This is a genomic window from Stappia taiwanensis, from assembly GCF_014635285.1.
GTDB classification, from domain to species: Bacteria; Pseudomonadota; Alphaproteobacteria; order Rhizobiales; family Stappiaceae; genus Stappia; species Stappia taiwanensis.
On sequence record NZ_BMCR01000002.1, the window covers coordinates 308,888 to 331,420 of the forward strand.

General features: G+C 65.8%; 15 protein-coding genes. 9 read left to right on the forward strand and 6 right to left on the reverse strand.

Annotation, left to right across the window (positions count from 1 at the left end; translation table 11 throughout):
- Complete coding sequence (gene flgK, locus IEV83_RS05350) at positions 1-1,884, reverse strand: flagellar hook-associated protein FlgK (RefSeq protein WP_181758638.1); 1,884 nt, start codon at positions 1,882-1,884, stop codon at positions 1-3.
- 83 nt (positions 1,885-1,967) lie between these two features.
- Positions 1,968-3,383: a flagellar hook protein FlgE gene (locus IEV83_RS05355; protein ID WP_181758637.1), complete on the reverse strand. Its 1,416-nt coding sequence runs from the start codon at positions 3,381-3,383 to the stop codon at positions 1,968-1,970.
- 277 nt (positions 3,384-3,660) lie between these two features.
- Between IEV83_RS05355 and IEV83_RS05360 the strand changes: the two genes are divergently transcribed.
- The 7 genes from IEV83_RS05360 (at position 3,661) to IEV83_RS05390 (ending at position 11,999) form a co-directional block, all read left to right on the forward strand.
- A complete protein-coding gene (locus IEV83_RS05360) occupies positions 3,661-4,506 on the forward strand; it encodes an AAA family ATPase (RefSeq protein ID WP_181758636.1) in 846 nt (281 codons plus the stop codon).
- 5 nt (positions 4,507-4,511) lie between these two features.
- Positions 4,512-5,057 (forward strand): hypothetical protein, encoded by a 546-nt coding sequence (locus IEV83_RS05365; protein ID WP_181758635.1) that lies wholly within the window; start codon positions 4,512-4,514, stop codon positions 5,055-5,057.
- Between the two features lie 95 nt (positions 5,058-5,152).
- On the forward strand, positions 5,153-5,758 hold the full coding sequence (locus tag IEV83_RS05370; protein ID WP_181758634.1) for a SixA phosphatase family protein: 606 nt from the start codon (positions 5,153-5,155) through the stop codon (positions 5,756-5,758).
- 74 nt (positions 5,759-5,832) lie between these two features.
- The gene (locus IEV83_RS05375) at positions 5,833-7,302 is read left to right on the forward strand and encodes a YcjX family GTP-binding protein (RefSeq protein WP_181758633.1); all 1,470 of its coding nucleotides are present in this window, start codon (positions 5,833-5,835) and stop codon (positions 7,300-7,302) included.
- Positions 7,299-8,402, forward strand: a complete 1,104-nt coding sequence (locus tag IEV83_RS05380) for a YcjF family protein (protein ID WP_181758632.1) — start codon at positions 7,299-7,301, stop codon at positions 8,400-8,402. Before IEV83_RS05375 ends, IEV83_RS05380 begins: the two co-directional genes overlap by 4 nt.
- A 64-nt stretch (positions 8,403-8,466) precedes the next feature.
- Positions 8,467-9,651, forward strand: coding sequence for a vWA domain-containing protein (locus IEV83_RS05385; RefSeq protein WP_181758631.1), 1,185 nt, complete (start codon positions 8,467-8,469; stop codon positions 9,649-9,651).
- A gap of 194 nt (positions 9,652-9,845) precedes the next feature.
- Positions 9,846-11,999: a methyl-accepting chemotaxis protein gene (locus tag IEV83_RS05390; RefSeq protein WP_181758630.1), complete on the forward strand. Its 2,154-nt coding sequence runs from the start codon at positions 9,846-9,848 to the stop codon at positions 11,997-11,999.
- Between the two features lie 99 nt (positions 12,000-12,098).
- Here IEV83_RS05390 and IEV83_RS05395 read toward each other — a convergent pair whose 3' ends face one another.
- Complete coding sequence (locus IEV83_RS05395) at positions 12,099-12,875, reverse strand: AraC family transcriptional regulator (protein WP_181758629.1); 777 nt, start codon at positions 12,873-12,875, stop codon at positions 12,099-12,101.
- Between the two features lie 306 nt (positions 12,876-13,181).
- Between IEV83_RS05395 and IEV83_RS05400 the strand changes: the two genes are divergently transcribed.
- Positions 13,182-14,426, forward strand: a complete 1,245-nt coding sequence (locus IEV83_RS05400) for an MFS transporter (RefSeq protein WP_209002985.1) — start codon at positions 13,182-13,184, stop codon at positions 14,424-14,426.
- A 177-nt stretch (positions 14,427-14,603) separates the two neighbouring features.
- Here IEV83_RS05400 and IEV83_RS05405 read toward each other — a convergent pair whose 3' ends face one another.
- From IEV83_RS05405 to IEV83_RS05415, 3 genes are all read right to left on the reverse strand, one after another.
- On the reverse strand, positions 14,604-14,924 hold the full coding sequence (locus IEV83_RS05405; RefSeq protein ID WP_181758628.1) for a 2Fe-2S iron-sulfur cluster-binding protein: 321 nt from the start codon (positions 14,922-14,924) through the stop codon (positions 14,604-14,606).
- A 122-nt stretch (positions 14,925-15,046) separates the two neighbouring features.
- Positions 15,047-15,409, reverse strand: a complete 363-nt coding sequence (locus tag IEV83_RS05410; RefSeq protein ID WP_244628072.1) for an Hpt domain-containing protein — start codon at positions 15,407-15,409, stop codon at positions 15,047-15,049.
- Positions 15,410-15,712: 303 nt separating this feature from the next.
- Positions 15,713-16,021: a hypothetical protein gene (locus IEV83_RS05415; RefSeq protein WP_209002986.1), complete on the reverse strand. Its 309-nt coding sequence runs from the start codon at positions 16,019-16,021 to the stop codon at positions 15,713-15,715.
- 258 nt (positions 16,022-16,279) lie between these two features.
- On the opposite strand from IEV83_RS05415, the gene IEV83_RS05420 reads away from it, so the two are divergent.
- Positions 16,280-22,504 carry an apolipoprotein A-IV repeat region-like domain-containing protein gene (locus IEV83_RS05420; protein ID WP_181758627.1) on the forward strand — a complete coding sequence of 2,075 codons (6,225 nt, stop codon included), beginning with the start codon at positions 16,280-16,282 and terminating at the stop codon, positions 22,502-22,504.
- Positions 22,505-22,533: the final 29 nt, after the last annotated feature.

Below are 22,533 nucleotides of genomic sequence, written 5' to 3' on the forward strand. Positions count from 1 at the left end.
CTAGCTCCGCATCAGGATGTCATAGAGTTCGCGCACCACCTGCATCACCCGGGCATTGGCCGCATAGGCATTCTGCAATTGGACCAGTTGCGCCAGTTCCTGATCGACATCGACCTTGGCGCTTTCATCCAGCCGGCCCTTCAGATTGGTGGTGACCACCTCCTGGCCCATCGCCGTGGCCTTGGCCTGAGCCGCCCGCCCGCTCTGGTGCGAGACGATTGCCGTCACGAAATCATTGATCGAGCCCTCGAAAATCGATGTTCGGCCACCGGTCTTGCTCTCCGGGGAAAACGCCGTCTTCGCCTTGGTCAGCTTATCGAGGATCGCCTCGGGCCGGGTGGCATCGCCATTGGGAATGCCCGGCGCATATTCCACCAGCAGGGACGGATCGTTGATCAACTCGCTGTTGACGGTGAGACGCGAGGCAAAGCCGGCGACATTCGGCCGCCCGTCGGCCATGCCGGTAAAGATCTCGCCGCCATCGTCGACGAACAGGGCGAATGCGTCGCCATGGGCGGAGGAACTGGTCACCGTCTCCCGGGTGCTGGCGCTTTCAATCCGCACCGAGGCCGGGGCCGTGCTTTCCAGCCGAAGCACCGAGCCGCCCGGATTGGCGGCGGCGAACACGCCCGCGCCGACACGCGGATCCGCATCGAGCGCCGACTGAATGCCCGCGGCAATGGTTGCGTAGTTGCCGCTGGAGAAGTCGACGGCCAGGAAGATGTCATCCGGATCGTTGGTGTCTGTCAGCGCCGGAGGTTCCGGCCCGTCGCTGCGATAGATCGTCACCGACTTGGTGCGCCCGGTCGCCATATCCTTGTAGTCGAAGGTCAGACTGTCGCCACGCTGCAGGTTGGCCAGATCCATCTCGTAGCCGGTCTGCGTCCCGGTCGCCGGATAGGCGGTTCCCGGTTCGGTATGGGTGGAAAACGCCCGCGACATGGAGGCGGCGAGCTCGTCGAGCTGGGTCTGGGCATCGGCCAGCACTTCGTCGCGCATGTTGACCAGCGCCGCCAGCGAGCCGGAGCGCAAGGTCTTGGTCGACAGCAGGTCGATACGGCTACCTTCCGAGTTTTCAAGGGCGATGGTGCCGACACCGCGCTTGGCCGGGTCGGCATCGTAGACCGAGGTCGCACCAATATTGCCGCGCGCATCGAAGGTCAGCTTCTGCACATTGACATCGTAGAGCGGCGTGCCGCCGGAGGTGTGAATGCGAATGCCGCCCTGCTCGGTCGGTTTCACCTCGATGTCCATGTAGCCGGAGAGTTCCTCCAGCAGCTTGTCGCGCTCATCCTGCAGCCCGACCGGCATGTCGCCATCCTGGCTGTGCAGCACCACCTGCCGGTCCAGCGACTGGATGTCGGTCAGCAGCTCGTTGACCCGGTCAACCTGCTCGGCGATCTGATACTCGACCTCCTGCCGCATGCCCTGGATCTCGTCGGACATGCCGGTGATCTTGCCCACCAGCGCCTGCGCCGTGCGGACCACCTCAAGACGGTTGGAGTAGTTTTCCGGCCCCGACACCAGACTGGATACCGAGCCGATGAAGCTGTTCACCGTGTTGGGCAGAGACCCAGCGTCGTTGATACTGCCAAACAGCGTGTCCAGTCGCCCGGTGTATTGCTGGGAGACACCGGCGAAGGTGTATTCCGCCAGCGAGGTGCGATACTGCCCCTGAACCGCCAGGTCCAGATGCCGGCGCATGCTGTCCGTATCGACCCCGGTGACCCGGCCGTTTCCATCATAGCTGGCCGAGGCGGAAATGGACTTCCGCGTGTAGCCGACCGTGTCGGAGTTGGCGATATTGGTGGCCGCGACCTCAAGCTGGCGCTGATTGAAGCCCAGCCCGATCAACGCGGTGTTCAGAGCACTGCTAAGTCCCATGGCCTCGTCCAGCGTTCACCCGAATGCGGTTGTCATGGCGCGGCACCGGCCGGAGGATCCCGGCCGGCGCCCTGCCAGGGCCGTTATCGGATCATGTTGATCGCTTCTTTCAGCATCTGGTCGCCCGTGTTGACGATCCGCGTGTTGGCCGAATAGGCCTGCTGGGTCACGATCAGCTTGGAAAATTCATCGGCGATATCGGTGTTGGAGGCTTCAAGCCGCTTGCCGACGATCCGCCCTTGCGCTCCGGCGATCGGCTCGCCCGATTCCGGGGTCACCTCATAGGCACCGCCATCGACACGCTCCAGCCAGGCCTCGCCAGAGAACGACACCAGAGAAATGTCATAGAGCTCACGCGTCCGGCCGTTCGAATAGGCGGCGACAAGCCGCCCGGCCTCGGAGACCGAAACACCGGTCAGGTCGCCGGACGGATAGCCGTTCTGGGTCAGCTTGGAGATCTTGGCCCGGCCATTGCTGTCGGAGAACTGGGTCAGGGCATTGGTGCCGAAGTCGAGCGACACATCGCCCACCGTCTCGCCATCGACGGTCAGTGCGGTGATCGTCATCTGGTCGTTGGACGGCAAGGTCATCTTACCGCCATTGGCCGCACTGGAATCGAACTGGGCGTCCGACACCTTGGTCCACTTGGCGTTCGCGCCAGTGGCATCGGAATCGGACAGGTAGTAGAGCGACCAGGTGTCGGGCTGGGAGCCGTCATCCTCGTAGGTCTTGGCCCAGCGCATCTGCACGTTCACCGGCGTGCCGCTGGAGTTGTAGACGGTGATCGCCTCACCAGCGATGGACGAATTGAGGAAGGCCACCTCGTCATCGGCGGAGATCGCATCCACACCCACCGTCTGGCCGGCGGCCGCCCCGTCCGGCGCCGCACCGGTGGAGGCCTTGGTCAGCGCCGCATCGAGGAGATCGTCGCCGCCGGCCAGCTTGGCGCTGGTCTGCGGGGTTGTCGGCAGGTTGCCCTCATACTGGATCCGGTCGGTCAGCACCGCCGGGATCACCGAGGTGTCGATGGTGATGATCGACGGCACGCTGCCGGACACGTTGTTCGTTACCGGATCGATCGGCTGACCCATCAAGTAGTAGCCGGCGCCATTGACCAGACGACCTTCCTTATCGACCTCGAAGTCGCCGCGGCGGGTATAGAGATCGTCACCGGAGAAGATCGAGCGGCCATCGACCTCGCCCGCCTTGCCCTGCACGACGAAATAGCCGCTGCCGTTGATCCCCATGTAAGTGTTGACCTGGCTTTGCTGCAGATCACCCTGAATGCCGTTGGTCGCACGCGAACTGGCCGACACGGTACCGGCAAGCTGGCCCGGCTGCGCACCGCGCCCGCCGCCAACCAGATCGGAGAAGGAGGTATCGAGCCGCTTGTAACCAACGGTCGACGCGTTGGCGATGTTGCCCGAGATATTCTCGAGCGCGTAAGCCTGTGCAGACAGGCCGGAGACGGCCGCATTCAATGCACCAAAAACACCCATGGGATCCTCCAGAACGGAACGAATGGCTTGCGGCGAGGGGGACGCCGGTCTTGGTCAGACCGACGCAAGGCCCGTGCCAGACCAGAAAGCGCGCCCAACCCCTTGAAATTCCTGAGACGGACCAATGCATCGCCCAAGGTGACACCCGGCAACCGGCAGCTTTGACCGACACGGGCCGGCAATATTTGCCGAGCGCGCGACTTCCCTTCCGGGATCTTGCGCAGCCTTGCCGCGCCCCATACTGTGCGGCGCGAGATCATCTTGATGCGAGGCTTCCATGCGTTTTGAAGGGACTGCGGGCTATGTGGCGACCGAGGATCTGCGGATCGCCGTCAATGCGGCGATCACACTGGAGCGCCCGCTGCTTGTGAAAGGCGAACCGGGGACCGGCAAGACCGTTCTCGCCCAGGAAATCGCCGGCGCCCTCAACACTCCGCTGCTGGAATGGCACGTCAAGTCCACCACCAAGGCACAGCAGGGACTTTACGAGTATGACGCGGTCTCGCGCCTGCGCGACAGCCAACTCGGCGACGACCGGGTGCACGACATCGCCAACTACATCCGCAAGGGCAAGCTCTGGGAAGCCTTCGCCAGCGAACGGCGGCCGGTGCTTCTGATCGACGAGATCGACAAGGCCGACATCGAGTTCCCCAACGATCTGTTGCAGGAGCTCGACCGGATGGAATTCCATGTCTATGAGACCGGCGAGACGGTCACCGCCCGCCAGCGGCCGGTGGTGATCATCACCTCCAACAACGAGAAAGAACTGCCGGACGCTTTCCTGCGCCGCTGCTTCTTCCACTACATCACCTTCCCGGACGCGGAGACGATGACCGACATCGTCGAGGTGCATTTCCCGGACCTGAAGGGCGAGTTGCTGCGCGAGGCGCTGAAGATCTTCTACGATGTCCGCGACATGCCCGGACTGAAGAAGAAGCCCTCCACCTCAGAGCTGCTCGACTGGATCAAGCTCTTGCTGAACGAGGACGTGGACCCGGCCACCCTGCGCGAGCGCGACGCCAGCAAGCTGATCCCGCCGCTGCATGGCGCGCTCCTGAAGAACGAGCAGGATGTGCATCTGTTCGAGCGCCTCGCCTTCATCAACAGGCGCGGCCGGGGCTAGCGGACGTGCGCCGCTGGCGCTCCCGGGCGACCTTGCCGCTGCTTCTGACGCTGAGCCTGCCGCTCGCCCCGGCGGCACCGGCGCAAGCTGACGAGCGGGGCTCCGATTCCGGTTGGCACACGGTGATCGGCGGCATGCGCCATTTCACCGGGCTGACCTGCCCGGACCGGATCGGCATGCTGAGCCGGGTACGGGTGCTGACCAGCGCCGCGGACCGGATCGCCGGCTGCGTCTATCTGGCGACGAACGGCATCAGCGTCGTGGTGCGCAGCCACCTGCCCGGCTCCAGCGCGGCCGCCGCGCGCGCGTTCGACCGCCGATACAGCGCCGCCGGCTTCAAACGCCTTGCCGCCACCGGTGCGGCGGCGGCCGGCCTTTCCTTCAACACCGGAACCACCGGCGACCGGACCCGCTGCGAAACCTTGTGGCGCCTGACCGGACGACGCACCGACTACACCCTGTGGATGGCCTACTCCCTTCCCGACCAGGGAGATCTGGTCGGGCCGCTGGTGGCCGATTTCACCCGGCAACTGGCCCGCGCGGCGCGGTAGGCGCCCCCCCGAATACGGAAACCGTCGACCGGACGCGATCTTATCGCCTATGCTGGTTCCGACTGTGACGACAACCGTTCCGGGATATCCGTGCCATGCTGCGCCTTTTGCTGTTGAGACACGCCAAGTCCGACTGGAGCGATGCCGCTCAGATCGACTTCGACCGGCCCTTGAACGCACGCGGGCAGCGCGCGGCGCCGCAGATGGGTGCGCATATGGCCCGGCATGGGCTGATGCCCGACAAGGTGCTGTGTTCCAGCGCCCGCCGCACCCGCGAAACCCTCGGGCTGATACTGCCCCACCTGTCCGGCAACATGGAGATCCGCGTCACCCGCGACCTTTATGAGGATGGAGAGCTGGACTATGTCGACAGCATCCGCGCCCTCGGCGGCGGTGCGCGTACCGTTCTGGTGATCGGCCACAACCCGGCGATGCAGGACACGGCGCTGGAGCTGATCGGCGAGGGGAACCCTGCCTTGCGCGAGAGCATCGCCACCAAGTTTCCCACCGCCGCCCTCGCGGTGGTGGATTTCGCCATCAACCGCTGGTCCGATGCCGAGCGCGGCAGCGGCCGGGTGGTGGCCTATTGTCTGCCGCGTCAATTGCCGGGCGGCGCCCTGCCGCCCCTGTCCGCCGCTCCGCTCGGCCCTCCGCCCCTGGCCGCCAACGACGGTGGTGACGGCACATCCGAACCGGAGTAGACACGCGTGTGCATGGCACGGGATACTTGCGACCGGCTTCCGCGCTCCCCACATGGCTGGCCGGAGACAAACACGTGGCACAACGCAATTTCCTCTCACGGCTGGGCGATGAGCTCCGCTATTCCCTCGACAACCTGACGGAGACGGTCGGCGACCTGGCGGTGCCGACGGTGCGGCTCGGTGTCACCGGCCTGTCGCGCGCCGGCAAGACCGTGTTCATCACCGCGCTCATCCACAATCTGGTGAATGGCGGCCGCCTGCCGATGCTGGATGCCTCCGCCGAGGGGCGGATCGCCCGGGCCGCTCTGGAGCCGCAGCCAGATGACGATGTGCCCCGTTTCGATGTCGAGGCGCATGTGGAGACCCTCCTCACCGAACGGCTCTGGCCGCAATCCACCCGGCGGATCTCCGAGCTGCGGCTGACCATCGAGTTTGAATCGGCCAGCCTGTTGTCGCGCACCCTTGGCCGGGGTCGGCTGCACCTCGATATCGTCGACTATCCGGGCGAATGGCTGCTCGACCTGCCGCTTCTGGAAAAGGACTTCCGCAGCTTCTGCGAGGAGGCCCTGCTGCGTGCCAGAGATCCCGCCCGGGCGGATATCGCCGCGCCGTTCCTTGCCGCCCTCGCCGCTGCCGATGCCAATGCGGAGGCTGTCGAGCCGACCGCCCGTCTTCTGGCCAGCCGCTACACCGACTACCTGGGCGCCTGCCGCGCCGACGAGCGGGCCCTGTCGATGCTGCCACCCGGCCGTTTCCTGATGCCCGGCGATCTGGAAGGCTCGCCCGCCCTCACCTTCGCCCCGCTCGATCCGGCAACGCTTGAGGGATCGCCGCGCCCCGGCTCCCTCGCGGCGATGATGGAGCGGCGCTTTGAGGCCTACAAGAAACACATCGTGCGCCCGTTCTTCCGCGATCACTTCGCCCGGCTCGACCGACAGATCGTGCTGGTCGACGCGCTGAACGCCCTCAATGCCGGTCCGGCGGCCTTGCGCGATCTGGAAGCCGCGCTGGCGGAAATCCTCGCCGCCTTCCGGCCCGGGCGGGTCTCGCGCCTGTTTTCCATCTTCACCCGCCGGATCGACCGGATCCTGTTCGCCGCCACCAAGGCCGATCACCTGCACCGGGCCGACCATGACCGGCTGGAAGCGATCCTGAAGCGCACCGTCGCCCGCGCCATCGAGCGGGCGGAATACTCCGGCGCCGATGTCGATGCGCTGGCCCTTGCCGCCATCCGCGCCACCCGCGAGGCCAGCGTCACTCACGACGGGGAAACCATGCCCGCTATCCTCGGCACGCCCCTGCCCGGCGAGCGGGTCAATGGCGACACCTATGACGGCAACACCGAAATCGCCCTCTTCCCCGGCGACCTACCGGACGATCCCGAAGAGGTGTTCGCCGGCAGCGAGGCGCGCAACCCGCCGGTCCGCTTCGTCCGCTTCCGCCCGCCCGCACTCCAGACCACCGCCGAGGGGGCAACCCTGTCGCTGCCGCACATCCGCCTTGACCGGGCATTGCAATTTTTGATCGGAGACCATCTGGCATGACCGGCCCGGACCACCAGCCGGACGGCGCGGCGCACCGCCGCCGCCCGGACCGCGAGCGCAAACCCGCCGCCTTTCGGCTCGATGACGCCCGTGTCCGCCTCGACAGCGATGCGCATGAAGCCCTGACACGGGGCGAGACCCGTGTCGTTCCCACCGGCGGCAGCGCCCCGCGCCCGGCTGCGGCGACACCGGAGCGCAGCCCCCGCAGCGTTTCCTGGGGACGCTGGCTGACCGTCGGCCTTGGCGGGCTGGCCTCGCTGGCCATCGGCCTGTCGATCGACGCGCTGATCCGCGACCTGTTCGCCCGCACCGACTGGCTTGGCTGGCTGGCCGTGGCGCTGGCGGGCCTGGCCGCGATTGCCCTTCTCGGCCTGATCCTGCGCGAGGTGACCGGCCTTTTACGGCTGAAGAAGATCGACGAGATCCGCACAAGCCTGACGGCGTCGGCCGAGGACGACGACGACGCGCCGGCCCGCGCCGGCCTGCGCCAGTTGATCGCCCTTTACCGGGAACGGCCGGAAACCGCCCGGGGACGGCGCGCGCTTGCCGATCATCTGGGCGAGGTGATCGACGGCCGCGATCTGGTCATCCTTGCCGAACGGGATCTTCTGAAACCGCTTGACGCCCGGGCCCTGCGGATCGTCAACGACAGCGTCAAGCGAGTCTCCGTGGTCACCGCCATCTCGCCGCGCGCGGTGCTCGATCTTGCCATCGTCCTGGTCGAGAACCTCAGGATCATGCGCCGCATTTCAGCGCTCTACGGCGGTCGGCCCGGGGTCTTCGGCTTTCTCCGTCTTGCCCGCCACGTGGCCGCGCATCTGGCGGTGACCGGCGGCATGGCCGCCGGCGACAGCCTGGTGTCGCAACTGCTCGGCCACGGGCTTGCCGCGCGCCTCTCCGCCCGTCTCGGCGAAGGCGTGATCAATGGACTTCTGACCGCCCGGGTCGGCATCGCCGCCATCGAGGTCTGCCGCCCGGCGCCCTTCATCGCCGCGCGCGGTCCCAATGTCTCCGATGTCATGGGCGAGCTGTTCAAGGGCGACCCGGAAGCCCAGGCGCTCCTGCAGGAGGCCAAGGCCGCCCCGCCAGGAAAGGACTGACTGTCCCCGTCCTCAGGCCGGAAGATGACTGGCGAAGCGCGCGCGCTCTTCGTATAACAGGCTCATGTTCATTACCTTCCTCACCAACCTGCGCGATGCGGGCGTTCCTGTCTCCTTGCGCGAATACCTGACGCTGATGGAAGCGTTGAAGGCCGACCTTGCCGACAAGAAGGTTGAGGATTTCTACTTCCTCGCCCGTGCCTGTCTGGTCAAGGACGAGATCAATCTCGACAAGTTCGACCGGGTCTTTGGCGCCACCTTCAACGGGCTGGAGCTGGGCGCCGGCGGCGACGGGACTGAGCCGCGCGAGTTGCCCGAGGACTGGCTGCGCAAGCTCGCCGAAAAGCACCTGACCGAGGAAGAGAAGGCCGAGATCGAGGCGCTTGGCGGTTTCGAGAAGCTGATGGAGACCCTGCGCGAACGTCTGAAGGAGCAGGAAGGACGGCATCAGGGCGGTAGCAAGTGGATCGGCACCGCCGGCACCTCCCCCTTCGGCGCCTATGGCTACAATCCCGAAGGGGTTCGCATCGGCCAGGCGGAAAGCCGGCACCGGCGCGCGGTCAAGGTCTGGGACAAACGCACCTTCAAGGATCTCGACGACACGGTCGAATTGGGCACCCGCAACATCAAGGTGGCTCTGAAACGGCTGCGCCGCTTTGCCCGCAGCGGCGCGGCGGAAGAACTCGATCTCGATCACACCATCCAGTCCACCGCTCACAAGGGGCTGCTCGACATCAAGATGCGCCCTGAACGGCGCAACGCCATCAAGGTGCTGCTGTTCTTCGACATCGGCGGCTCGATGGACGACCACATCCGGGTTTGCGAGGAACTGTTCTCCGCCGCCCGCACCGAATTCAAGGTGCTGGAGTATTTCTACTTCCACAATTGCCCGTATGAATTCGTCTGGAAGAACAACGCTCGGCGCCATTCGGAGCGGATCCCCACTTTCGATGTGCTGCACACCTACGGGCCGGACTACAAGCTGATCTTCGTCGGCGACGCCTCGATGAGCCCCTATGAGATCGCCTATGCGGGCGGCTCGGTGGAGCACTGGAACGAGGAGCCCGGATCGGTCTGGCTGGAACGGCTGACCTCGCACTACGCCAAGAGCGTCTGGCTCAACCCCGTGCCCGAGCAGCATTGGTCCTTCACCCATTCCATCGACATGATCCAGACGCTGATGGGCGGTCGGCATTTCCCGCTGACCCTCGACGGGCTCGACAACGCGATGAAGGAACTGTCGCGGTAATCCGGCCCGCCTCCGAGCCGATCCGCGACTCATATTTGCACATCATATTCAGATGAAAATTACTAAGGGAAAGCACTATATAACTCTGGATTGAAGTAAGTATACAAACCTACAACCTGATGTATACTTAATAGAATAGAAAGAGATTTTCTTGATTCTCGCCGATATCGAAACCAAAAAAAGCGATATCGGTCATGGCAACGCTTCGAATTTCGGCGAAAATACCGCTACTTGTGGTGGCAATTGCTGCAGCAGCCTCCCTTGCAACGGGCATCGCCGCCTATGTGTCCTCAAGCGCCCAGCTTTCCGAGGCCGCCTCCAATTCGATGGTTGCCCTGGTGCACGCACGCAAGGAACAGCTTTCGGACTACCTCGGCAGTATCGAGGAAGACCTCAAGCTGACGGCGAGCAACGAGACCGTTGTCGAGGCGCTCGCCGAGTTTGACAGAACCTATGGAGAGCTTGGTACCTCGCCGAACACGGCCCTGCGCAAGGCCTATATCACCGGCAACCCCAATCCGGCCGGCCAGAAGCACAAGCTCGATGCCGCCGCCGACGGCAGCGACTACAGCAAGGCCCATGCGCGGTATCACCCCTGGTTCCGCAAGTATCTGGAAGCCCGTGGATACTATGACATCTTCCTGATCAACGCCGATGGCGACCTGGTCTATTCGGTGTTCAAGGAAAACGACTACGCCACCAACATTCTGGGCGGTGAATGGAGCGGCTCCGATATCGGCAAGGTTTTCCAGACCGTGAAGGCCAACCCGGCCGCCGGCCGCATCGGCTTCACCGATTTCGCGCCCTATGCGCCTTCCGCCGGCGCTCCCGCCAGCTTCATCGCCACGCCCGTGCTTGATGCCAACGGCGCCTTTTCCGGGGCATTGATCTTCCAGATGCCGATCGATCGTCTCAACAGCATCATGGCGGAAAGCTCCGGGCTCGGTGAAAGCGGCGAGACCTTCCTTGTCGGCGCCGATTTCCTCATGCGCACGGAAACCCGTTTCCGCAAGGCCGGTGAGCCCTCGACTATCCTCAAGCGCAAGGCCGACACCCCGACGGTCCGCGCCGCGCTTGCCGGACAATCCGGCGCCCAGCACATCGCCGATTATCGCGGCGTTCCGGTGCTCTCGGCCTATATCCCCATCGAGTTCAATGGCCTGACCTGGGCACTGATGGCCGAGATCGACGAGGAAGAGGTGCAGCGTCCGGTGGTGCAGATGCGCAACCAGATCCTGATGCTGGGTCTCGGTGTCGTGGTGCTGATGGCCTCGGTCGGCTTTCTCTTCGCCCGCACCATCTCCAAGCCGATCGCCGCCATGAATGTGGCCATGGCCTCGCTTGCCGAGGGCAAGCTGGAGACCGAGATCCCTTACACCCAGCGCAGCGACGAGATCGGCGACATGGCCTCCGCCGTGCAGGTGTTCAAGGACAATGCGCTTGAGGTGAAGCGTCTGGAAGAACAGCAGGCGGAAGCCGCTGCCCGCAGCGAGGCGGAAGCCCGCGAGATGCGCGAGCGCATGGCTCAGGACTTCGAGGCGGCCATCGGCGGCATCGTCGACACCGTCGCCTCCGCCGCCACCGAGATGCTCTCCGCTGCCCAGACCCTGTCCTCGACGGCGGAGGAAACCTCAAGCCGCTCCGCCACCGTCGCTTCGGCGGCCGAGGAAGCCTCCACCAACGTTCAGGCCGTCTCCGGTGCCGCCGAAGAGCTGTCCAGCGCCATCGCCGAGATCAACCGCCAGGTCAGCGACTCCCAGGAGATTTCGCAAACGGCGGTGCGCAATGTCGAAGTCACCAACCAGCGGGTCGGCGAACTGACCACCGCCGCCGACAAGATCGGCCAGGTGATCGCCCTGATCACCGACATCGCCGAACAGACCAACCTTCTGGCCCTCAACGCAACCATCGAGGCGGCCCGCGCCGGAGAGGCCGGCAAGGGCTTTGCCGTCGTCGCCGCCGAGGTCAAGGAACTGGCCAGCCAGACCGCCCGCGCCACGGAAGACATCGGCCATCAGATCAAGGGCATCCAGGGCGCGACCCAGGAAACCGTGACGGCGATCGACTCCATCGGCGAGACCATCGGCCAGATCCGCGCGGTCTCCACCGCGATCTCCGCCTCGGTGGAGCAGCAGGGCGCGGCCACCCATGAAATCGCCCGCAACATCGAGCAGGTGTCCATGGGCATGCATGATGTCACCTCCAACATCACCGGCGTCAGCTCTGCCGCCAGCGAGACCGGCCAATCGAGCGGCCAACTGGTCGAGGCGGCCAACGAGCTATCCCGTCAGTCGGAGATGCTGCGCACGGAGGTGACCAACTTCCTGCGCCAGGTGCGCGCCGCCTGACCGGCGCAGCCCTTCCGCCTTCTGAGGCGGGTCCATGACCCAACCGCAGACAACGCCCCCGTGCCGCGCACGGGGGCGTTTTCTTTTTGAGCCCCAAACCTACCCGGCGAAATACCGCCCCGGCGTGACGCCGAACGCCTTCTTGAACGTGGCGACGAAGGCACTCGGCCCCTCATAGCCGAGCCGGTCGGAAATCTCGCCGACCGCAGTGCCTTGCGACAGCCATTCCACCGCCTTCATCAGCTTCGCCTGCCGGCGCCAGGCGCGAAAGGTCAGCCCGGTCTCGCGCGAGAAATGCCGCTCGAACGAGCGCAGCGACAGATGGGCGCGCGCCGCCAGGTCCTCCACCGCGACCTCCCGTGCCGGATCCTCGGCCAAGGGCGCCACCGCCGCGCGCAGCCGTTCCGTCTGGGGCAGCGGCAGATGCAGCGGCACCGCCCGCGACCCGGCGATCTGGTCAACCAGCACATGCGCCAGCCGCGCCGTCGCTGACCCTTTCGCATAATCCGGCGCCGAGGCCATGAAGGCCGAAATCAACTCCCGCAACAGCGGTGTCACATGAACGACGCTGGTGCGCCCGGGCAGGCTCCCGAAGTCTTCGGTCCGGATGTAGAGAAACCGGATATCTGTCGCCGTGTGATAGGTAGAGCAGTGCACCACTCCCGGCGGCAGCCAGATCGCCCGCTCCGGCGGCACGACGAAGCTGCCTTCCTGGGTCTGCACCGTCACCGAGCCGCGCTGGATGTGAAACAGCTGCGCCCGATCATGGGCATGCGGGGTGGTCTCCGATCCGCGCGCCTGCTCGCCGACGAAGGAGATGATCGGATCCGGATGGTCCTCCGGCTGAGGACCGTAGCGCAGCGGATGGATCGTCATGACGCAAACCTCACGCAAGAAAGACCGCGAACGCCACTTGAGCGGACAGACGCGGCCCAGACCGCCCTTGCGACGGAAACCGCGTCCAAAACCCTCAAAGCTGACGCTTCATAAACATAATCTGACAAAATAGCGATAACGCGGCAACCCTTCTCCGGAGTAATACGGAGAGGGTCGCTCCTGGATGGACATGAAGCGCGGCAAGGCTTCCCGTCACCCGGCCCGGCCTCATGCCCGTTTCCGTTCGCCTGCCCCGGGCTACCCCCGGTCCATGCGCGCGCCCGACCGCCCTAAAGGTTTTTGACCATGACCTCGCCCGCCACCTCCACCGCCCCCCTGCCGCCGACGGCACCGGAAATTCGCACCGGCTGGCGCTCGCCGCTGGTGATGCTGATGGTCATGGCCGCTGCCATGCAGCTTTCCTTTGCCGCCTGGTGGAACCTGATGAACAATTTCGCGGTGCAGGAGCTTGCCTTCACCGGCCGCGAGATCGGCATTCAGCAGTCGATCCGGGAAATCCCGGGCTTTCTCGCCTTCACTGCCATCTACGTGCTTCTGATCATGCGCGAGCAGACCCTCGCCTATCTGTCGCTCGCCTTTCTCGGCATCGGCGTCGCGGTGACCGGCTATTTCCCGACGGCCTGGGGCTTTTACCTGACGACCTTCGTCATGTCGGTCGGCTTCCACTATTACGAGACCATGAACCAGTCCCTGTCGCTGCAGTGGCTGCCGAAGCAGACCGCCGCCGCCGGCATGGGCAAGATCATCTCCGTCGGCGCCTTTGCCCAGCTCATTGCCTATGGCCTGATCTTCGTCGCCTGGAAGACCTTCAACCTGAGCTTCGCCACGGTCTTCCTGATCGCCGGGCTGCTGACCCTGTGCGTGCTTGCCTTTCTGGTGATCGCCTATCCGCAGTTTCGCGAGGGCGTGCCCCAGCGCAAGACGCTGGTGCTGCGCCGCCGCTACTGGCTCTACTACGCGCTGACCTTCATGGGCGGCGCGCGGCGCCAGATCTTCATCGTCTTCGCAGGCTTTCTGATGGTGGAGCGCTTCGGCTACGACGTGCACGAGGTCGCCGGCCTATTCCTGCTGAACGGGGTGTTCAACATGCTGCTGGCGCCGAAGATCGGTCAGTTGATCGGCCGGTTCGGCGAACGCACCGCCCTCACCTTCGAATACATCGGCCTGATCGGCGTGTTCGCGACCTATGCCTTCGTCACCAATCCGACGCTGGCGGCCGCCCTTTACGTGATCGACCACGCCTTCTTCGCCGTGGCGATTGCCATGAAGACCTATTTCCAGAAGATCGCCGACCCGGCCGACATCGCGCCGACCGCCGGCGTCGCCTTCACCATCAACCACATCGCCGCCGTGTTCATCCCGGCATTGTTCGGCCTGATCTGGCTGGTGTCCCCCACCGCCGTCTTCCTGATCGGCGCCGGCATGGCCGCCGTCAGTCTGTTCCTCGCCCGTCTCGTGCCGCAAGATCCGTGCGAGGGCAACGAGGTCACGGTCTTCTGGCGGCGCACGGCCGCCGCACCGGCCGAATAACGCCCCAACCGACAAATGGAAAAGCGCCCGTCCCACCGGACGAGCGCCTTTCGTTTGCGATCTTGCCACGATGACATCGCTGCTGCCGATGTTCTGCGCATCGATAGGTCAAAGCGCCGGCAGTCTCAGTGCCAGCGGATGACGCCAAGCGCCGTCAGGCAGCGAAAAGCCCCAGCCTCAAGCCTGGCGCTCGGGAATGCGCACCACCAGACCGTCGAGCGCGTCGCTCACCTTGATCTGGCAGGACAGCCGCGAGGTCGGCTGCACGTCATAGGCAAAGTCCAGCATGTCCTCTTCCATGGCTTCCGGCGAACCGGTGGCCGCCGCCCACGCACCATCCACATAGACATGGCAGGTGGCGCAGGCGCAGGCCCCGCCGCATTCCGCCTCGATCCCGGGCACCATGTTCTTGATGGCGTTTTCCATCACCGTCGATCCAATGGGCGCGTCCACCACGGTCTCGGCTCCGTCGGCGGTAATGTAGGTGATCTTTGGCATGGGCTGGCGGTCTCGGCATTGTAGGACGAATGGGATTACGTCCACCGACATACCCAATCAGCGCCAAAGGTCAAGCGCCACCTGGCCCATGCCGCAAGGTTTCCTACGACTTCAGGTTGTCCTCAGACAAGCCCATCAATGAAGAACCGCACTTCCTCGATCGCCGCTCGCAAAGGGGAAAGATCCGCCGCCTCGCCAGCGCGCAGTGCCGTTTCCGCCGCCTCAGCCGCCGCCGACACCTTCCAGGCGCCGATGCCCTTGGCCGATCCGCTGATGGTGTGCACTGTATCGGCAAGGTCCGCCGCCGCGTCCCGTGCGTCGATCCGCCCCATCAAAAGCTCCGCCTGCCGGGCGAACAGCAAGAGCACCTCCCGCTCCAGATCCCGGTCGCCGAGCGTATGCCGCGACAGATGTGCCCGGTCGATCGGCCCCGGGTCCCGAGCAGCACTCGCGTCCGGGCTCTCCGCCGTCGCCATCTGCCTCATGATCGCTCCCTTCCCCTTCACCTTGCAAGCGGGGCCCGGCTGCACCCGCTGATTCCGCCTGAAACCGGTCACCGCGTCCCGCAAGAGGCCAGTCTTGGCAAAATCGACAAAAGCGACGTTAAGGAAAACAGGCGTTGCTCACCCGGCCTTCCAACAAAGTGAATCTTTGGTTAACGAAAATAAACGCATTTGAACGGCTTCCCGGGCAAGGCCCAGGTGCATCCGACCCGGCACGCTGGAAGCGCCGCGCCAGAGCCCTTGAGGCCTGTCCGAAGAGGTGTGAGATCGGAGAGCCGGGAGCGCTCAGCCGTCGGGCTCGGCAACCGCCCGGCGCCCGGCCTCCGTCAGCCGGCAAACGAGCCAGTCGGGCTTGATTGGGTTGGAAAACCAAGGCTCTGCCCACCCGGCGGCAAGGCAAGCGCGGATCGTTTTTTCCGGCACCTTGCGCCCCTCGGCATCGAACAGCGGCAGCTTGCCACCCGCCTGATCGAGCCCCCGCCGCAGCCAGGCGCGCTGGGTGCGGGTCGGCTTGCGTATCGGCGAACGGGATCCGCTCCGGCTTCCGGCACGCTTCGCAGTGGCATTTTCAACTTCGTTTCCAGCACGAGCCATTGCCGTCATCCCCTTGTGCGGATTCTGCAAATTCTTGTTCACCTGTTAGGATTGTGTCATTAGCTAAGGGGATGCGGCAAGGTTGGGAAACGTATGTTTCGGGTCAGAGGCCGACCCGACATGCAGCGTTTTCCCGCCATCTCGTCCTCCGGTGCCTGGCACCGGGACCGAGAGCTGTGCCGTGAGGTTTTACGGCGCGCAGTGGTCTGCGCCGTGGCACCCGATATGTAACGAGTACGGACGCGAGGCGAGTTGAACATGGCAAATCCCCCGAAGGTGAAGGATCCCGCCGAGGCAGCCCTATCGGCAGTCGAGGAGGCGCTGAAAATCGACTTCGGAGACACGGACGGGTCCGACGGCGACAGCGTCGCAACCGCCTCCGCCGAAACCAAGGCCCGGCCGGAGGCGACCGGCGGCAAGCCCCTGCCGACCCCGGCAAATGGCGATACGCCGGAGGCGGAAGGCTCGGGCCCCGCGCGCCGGCGCGGTCGCGGTGGCGGCCGCCCGACATCGGCGGCCAATGACGACCGCCGCACCATCGGCAACCTGATCTACGCCTTGCAGCGCCGTCCGTCCGCGGCGCCCTTCTGGTTCGCCCTCGCCCTGACCGTGATCTGGGGTGGCCTTGGCGGCCGCCTCGCCCTGTCCGCCTATTCGGGGGACATCGCCGCGATCTCGTCCTTCGACGATCTCGTCGCCGCGCCGTTCCTCGTTCTGTCCGGCGTCGCCATCCTGGTGCCGATCCTGTTCTTCTGGATCATGGCGCTGATGATCTGGCGCGCCCAGGAGATGCGCATCGTCGCCCGCGGCATGACCGAGGTCGCCCTGCGCCTCGCCGAGCCGGAGGACGTTGCCAAGGAATCCATTCTCAGCGTCGGACAGGCCATCCGCCGCGAGGTCGCCGCCATGGGCGACGGCATCGAGCGTGCGATTGCCCGCGCCAGCGAACTGGAAGTGCTGGTGCACAACGAGGTCTCCTCGCTGGAGCGCTCCTATAATGACAACGAGCTGAAGATCCGCTCGCTGATCGAGGAACTGGTCACCCAGCGCGAGGCCGTCGTGTCCAACGCCGACCGGGTGCGCGATTCCATCACCGGCGCCCATGAGAGCCTCGCCGCCCAGCTCACCTCCACCTCGGAGAAGATCGGCACCATCGCCGACACCGCAACGGAACGCCTCACCGTTGCCATCGACGGCCGTGTCGGCGATCTGACCGCCACCGTCGACAGCCGCGTGCGCGAGATCACCGAGACCTTCAACACCGCCGGCGGCCAGTTGATCGAGAACCTGGCCTCTCATGGCGAGTCTTATGTGGAGCGCCTGACGAGCACCGGCCAGAACCTGGTCGACACCATGAACAGCACCGGCACCCTGTTTGCCGAGACGCTGGACAGCCGCGGCACGGAGATCAACGACCGCTTCGCCGCCACGGCAAGCGAATTCGTCGAGACCCTCACCGCGCGTGGCACCCAGATCAACGACACCCTGGCCAAGACGGGCGATACGGTCGTCGAGACCCTGTCGGGCCGTGGCGAGGAGATCACCACCGCCATCGCCACCACCGGCACCTCGATCATCGACACCCTGTCGGGTCGCGGCGACGAGATCACCACCGCCATCGCCACCACCGGCGACAGCATCGTCTCGACCCTGTCGGGCCGCGGCGAGGAAATCACCACCTCCATCGCCTCCACCGGCGGTTCGATCGTCGCAACCTTGTCCGAGCGCGGCGAGGAGATCACCTCCACCATCGCCTCGACTGGCGACAGCATCGTCAAGACCCTGTCGGGCCGCGGCGAGGAAATCACCTCCTCCATCGCGACCACCGGCGGCTCGATCGTGACCACCTTGTCCGAGCGCGGCGAGGAGATCACCTCCACCATCGCCTCCACGGGTGGTTCGATTGTCGAAACCCTGTCGCAGCGCGGCACGGAGATCACCGAGGCGCTGACGCTGACCGGCACCACCGTCGGCGACACCATTGCCCAGCGCGGCGACGAGATCACCGCCAACCTGTCGCTGACCAGCGGCAAGCTGATCGACACCATCACCACCCGCACCGAAGGTCTGCTGTCCACCCTGGACGAGCGGGTCACCGGCCTCGATGCCTCGCTGGCCACCACCGGCGACCGGGTCGTGGAGAGCATTTCCCTGCGCGGCCAGGAGGTTACCGACACCATTTCGGTCAAGGGCGCGGAAATCGTCGACACCTTGTCCTCGCGCACCAACGAGGTCGCCGAGATCCTGCGTGGCACCGGCGAATCCATCGTTGTCGATCTGTCCCTGCGCGGCGGCGAAATCGCCTCCAAGCTGGACGAGACCGCCGGCAGCCTGTCGGAGACCATCACCGTGCGCGGCACCGAGCTGGCCGACCGGCTCGGCTCCGTCGGCGAGAAGATCCACCAGGCGATCTCCGTCAATGGCGAAGCCCTCGACAGCCGTCTGGAGCAGCGCAACCGCGAGATGGCGACGCTCATCGACAGCCAGACCAGTTCGTTCCGCGAGACGCTGGAAACGGCGGCCGCCTCGCTCAACACCTCGCTGGAGAAGCATACCTCCAGCTTCGCCCTCACCCTGTCGGAGACCGGCACCGAGCTGGCCCATCTGATCGGGTCGCGCGGCGAGCGGGTTGCCGGCGAGCTGACCGCCATCGGCGACAAGCTGGACAGCACGCTGGGCGCACGCGGTGCCAGCCTGCAGGAAGGCCTGTCCGGCCATCTGCAGCGGATGGAGTTCCTGATCGACGAGCGCGGCACCTCGCTGGTGTCGTCCTTCGAGCAGCGCACCGCCGATCTCGGCGAGACCCTCGACGGGCGGATCGAGTCCCTCAACACCACCTTCGACCTGCGCGCCTCCGCGCTTGGCGAAACCCTCGACACGCGGATCGACACGATCAGCGCGACCCTGGGCGACAGCACCGCACGGTTCGAAGCCTCCTTCGATGAGCGGGCCGGCACCCTGGCCAGCACCATCGACAGCCGGATCGAGACGATCACCACGGCCCTGGGCGACCGCACCGCGCAGTTCGAAACCTCTCTCGATGCGCGGGCCGGCACCCTGGCCAGCACCATCGACAGCCGGATCGAGGCCATCAACACCACCCTGGGCGACCGCACCACGCAGTTCGAGACCACTCTCGAAGCCCGCACCGGCGCCCTCGCCGAGACCATCGACAGCCGCGTCGAGGCCATCAACGCCACCCTGGGCGACCGCACCGCGCAGTTCGAGACCACTCTCGAAGCCCGCACCGGTGCCCTGGCCGAGACTATCGACAGCCGCGTCGAGGCCATCAACGCCACCCTGCGCGACCGCACCACGCATTTCGAGACCACTCTCGAACAGCGCACCGGCTCGCTGGCGGAGACCATCGACAGCCGCACCGAAAAGCTGTCCGAGGCGCTCAACGCCCGGACCGTTGCCATGGCCGACATCCTGGAGGACCGCTCCGATGCGATCACCCTCCAGCTTTCCACCAAGGTGGCGGAGGTCAGCGCCTCGCTCGGCAACCGCGCCGAGGAGATCGGCAACAGCCTGTCGGAACGCTCGGAGAGCATCGGCCGGTCGATCGAGATGCATCTGGCCAGCTTCGAGGGCAAGATCAGCGAGAAGGTCGAACTGGCCGCCACGTCCATGTCGGAGAAGGCCGAGCATCTGGCCGAGACCATGTCGACCGGCACCGAGCGCATCGACCAGGCTCTGGACGCCCGCGCCCGCCAGATCAGCGAGACGCTGATCGCCCGGACCCGCGAGATCGCCACCGCCTTCGTCGACGGTCAGAACGAGATGTCCCATGCCCTCGACGAGCGGCTGACGGACGCTGGCGCGGTGCTGTCGCGCCAGAGCCAGGAACTCACCGAGACCCTGTCCGACCGGATCGCCGAGATCAATGTCTCGCTCGGCTCCAAGGTGTTCGAGGTCGCCGAGACCCTCGACAACCGTTCGGCGGAGCTGGAACGCATCCTCGCCGAACGGCTGGCGGCGATTTCCGGCACCCTCTCCTCGGAGAGCGAGCGGGCACGCCTGATCCTGACCGATGTGCTGACCGAGGCCGGCGGCACGGTCGAGCGCATGTCCGGCATCCTGACCGGCGAAGGCGACAAGCTGCGTGAGATCGTCGAGACGACCCTCGACAGCGCCACCGAGAAGCTCGGCGGCGAAGGCGCGCGTCTGCGCCAGATCATTCTCGGCTCGGTCGGCGAAGCGCGCGGCGCGATGCAGAGCGAGAGCGAGAAGGCGGCCGATGCCATCATCCAGGCGCTCAACACCGCCACGGGCTCCCTGTCGAGCGAGAGCGAGCAGGTCCGCGACCTGTTGTTCTCCGCCATCGGCGAGGCAGCCCGGTCGCTGGCAGCGGAAAGCGAGAAGGCCCGCACCCTGTTCGTCGGCTCCCTGTCGGAGATGAGCGGTGCGCTTGGCGGCGAAAGCGAAAAGGTTCGCGAGGACCTGACCCGCACCGTCGCCGAGGTGTCCGGCACCCTGACCGCCGAGAGCGAGCAGGCCCGTGTCGTGCTGGCGCGGACCATGGAGGAGATCCAGAACATCGTTGCCGGCGAGGCCGATGGGGTTCGCTCCAAGGTGGCCGGCGCGGTGCGCGAGGCGGCCGAGCTTCTGTCCGAGCGCGGCCAGGCGGTCGCCGACGATCTGCTCGCCCGCGCCGATGCGCTCAATCAGGCGCTTGAAGAGCGCACCGGCACCCTGTCCGAGCTTGTCGCCACCGATGGCAATGCCCTCGTCAAGGCGATCGAGGCCCGCGCGCAGGATCTCACCGGCCGTGTCGGCGAGGTGCATGACGCGATCCTTGAGGCCATCACGGTCAAGGGCCGGGATGTGGCCGACAACTTCGCCCGCACCGGTCTCGACGCCACCCGCTCGCTGATGGAGGCTGGCGACCAGCTGGTTGCGCGCCTCGACGAGCGCAGCAAGTCGGCGGCCGAGATCCTGTCCGGCACCAAGGAGCAGCTCGAAAGCGACATCACCGCTCTGCTCGACCGGCTGACCCAGTCGAACGCGCTGCTCAGCGATGTGGTGGAGAAGGCCGGGACCAACCTGGGTCAGATCGAGACCTCCCTGTCGCGCAGCGCCGGGGAATTCCGCACCGCTGTCGACCGCGCCGTTACCGAGACCACCAACTCGACCGGTCTCATCACCGATCAGACCGGCGTGCTGAAGGAGGTGTCGAACACGGTCCTGTCCGACCTTGCCGCACTGGCAGGCCGGTTCGAGGAGCACGGACGCCAACTCACCGATGCGGCCAAGCATCTGGAAGAGACCAACCGCGACGTGGAAACCCGGGTGGGCGAGCGCAAGACCGCCATCGAGGAGGTGGCCGACACGCTGCTGGCCAAGACCGAGGCGGTGGACAGCCTGATGCGGACCTTCTCGCAGCAGCTTGAGACGACGCTCAACGCCGCCGATGACAAGAGCCGCGAAGTGACGCGGATGCTGTCCGCAGCGGCCGAGGCGGCCACGGCGGCCGTCACCGAGCAGTTCGAGTCCATGCGCATGTCCGCCGGCATTGAAGGGCAGAAGGCCCGCGAGGCCGTCCGGGCAACCCAGGACGAGATCGTCGCGGAGATGTCCAAGACCCTCGCCGATGCCTCCGAGCGCTTCACCGATGCGACCACGCGCATGCGCGATGTCGCCCACGATGTGCATCGGGAGCTGGAGAAGACGCGCGGCGAGCTGAAGCGCGGCATTCTCGATCTGCCGGAAGAAGCCGAGCAGTCCGCCTCTGCCCTGCGCAAGGTGGTCAGCGAGCAGGTGCGCGCCTTGAGCGAGCTGTCGGAGATCGTCGCACGGCAGAGCAATGCCCTCGACACCTCCCGGGCCGGTGAACGGGCCATGGCCTCGACCGGTACGCTTGCCGCACCGCGCGCCGCGCCTGCCGAACCGGCCCCCCGGCCGGCCGCACCGGCGCCCGCTCAGGCGCCGACACCCCAGTCGGTGCGTGGCGAGCTGCGCCGCACGACCCTGAGCGACTTCGAGCCGGCCAAGGCGCCGGAGCGGAGCGAGAAGCGTCCGGCGGCCGCGGATCAGGGCCAGCAGGGCAAGGGCTGGGTCAGCGACCTCTTGCGCCGCGCCTCCCAGGACGAGCAGCCGACGAGCGATGCGGACCAGGCGTCCCCGCGCTCGCCGCTGCAGATGGTGGAATCGTTGAACTCCCTGTCGATCGACATCGCCCGGGCCATCGATCACGAGACCTTCATCGACCTGTGGGACCGCTACAAGCAGGGTGAGCGTCACGTCTTCACCCGCCGGCTCTACACCCTGCAGGGGCAGCAGACCTTCGATGAGATCCGCCAGAAATACGCGCGCGACGCGGAATTCCGGGGGGCCGTCGACCGCTACCTGAAGGACTTCGAGCAGCTCCTGTCGCAGGTCTCGCGCAATGACCGGGACAACGTCATGAGCCAGACCTACCTGACCTCCGACACGGGCAAGGTCTACACCATGCTGGCCCACGCCAGCGGGCGTCTCGACTGATCGTCCTCCCCCCTGCCGCCCCTCATCGG

What these genes read in the sequence shown, in the direction of transcription:
- flgK (WP_181758638.1), bottom strand. Translation starts at nt 1,884, where the DNA reads ATGGGACTTAGCAGTGCTCTGAACACCGCGTTGATCGGGCTGGGCTTC.
- IEV83_RS05355 (WP_181758637.1), bottom strand. Translation starts at nt 3,383, where the DNA reads ATGGGTGTTTTTGGTGCATTGAATGCGGCCGTCTCCGGCCTGTCTGCA.
- IEV83_RS05360 (WP_181758636.1), top strand. Translation starts at nt 3,661, where the DNA reads ATGCGTTTTGAAGGGACTGCGGGCTATGTGGCGACCGAGGATCTGCGG.
- IEV83_RS05370 (WP_181758634.1), top strand. Translation starts at nt 5,153, where the DNA reads ATGCTGCGCCTTTTGCTGTTGAGACACGCCAAGTCCGACTGGAGCGAT.
- IEV83_RS05380 (WP_181758632.1), top strand. Translation starts at nt 7,299, where the DNA reads ATGACCGGCCCGGACCACCAGCCGGACGGCGCGGCGCACCGCCGCCGC.
- IEV83_RS05385 (WP_181758631.1), top strand. Translation starts at nt 8,467, where the DNA reads ATGTTCATTACCTTCCTCACCAACCTGCGCGATGCGGGCGTTCCTGTC.
- IEV83_RS05390 (WP_181758630.1), top strand. Translation starts at nt 9,846, where the DNA reads ATGGCAACGCTTCGAATTTCGGCGAAAATACCGCTACTTGTGGTGGCA.
- IEV83_RS05395 (WP_181758629.1), bottom strand. Translation starts at nt 12,875, where the DNA reads ATGACGATCCATCCGCTGCGCTACGGTCCTCAGCCGGAGGACCATCCG.
- IEV83_RS05400 (WP_209002985.1), top strand. Translation starts at nt 13,182, where the DNA reads ATGACCTCGCCCGCCACCTCCACCGCCCCCCTGCCGCCGACGGCACCG.
- IEV83_RS05405 (WP_181758628.1), bottom strand. Translation starts at nt 14,924, where the DNA reads ATGCCAAAGATCACCTACATTACCGCCGACGGAGCCGAGACCGTGGTG.
- IEV83_RS05410 (WP_244628072.1), bottom strand. Translation starts at nt 15,409, where the DNA reads ATGAGGCAGATGGCGACGGCGGAGAGCCCGGACGCGAGTGCTGCTCGG.
- IEV83_RS05415 (WP_209002986.1), bottom strand. Translation starts at nt 16,021, where the DNA reads ATGGCTCGTGCTGGAAACGAAGTTGAAAATGCCACTGCGAAGCGTGCC.
- IEV83_RS05420 (WP_181758627.1), top strand. Translation starts at nt 16,280, where the DNA reads ATGGCAAATCCCCCGAAGGTGAAGGATCCCGCCGAGGCAGCCCTATCG.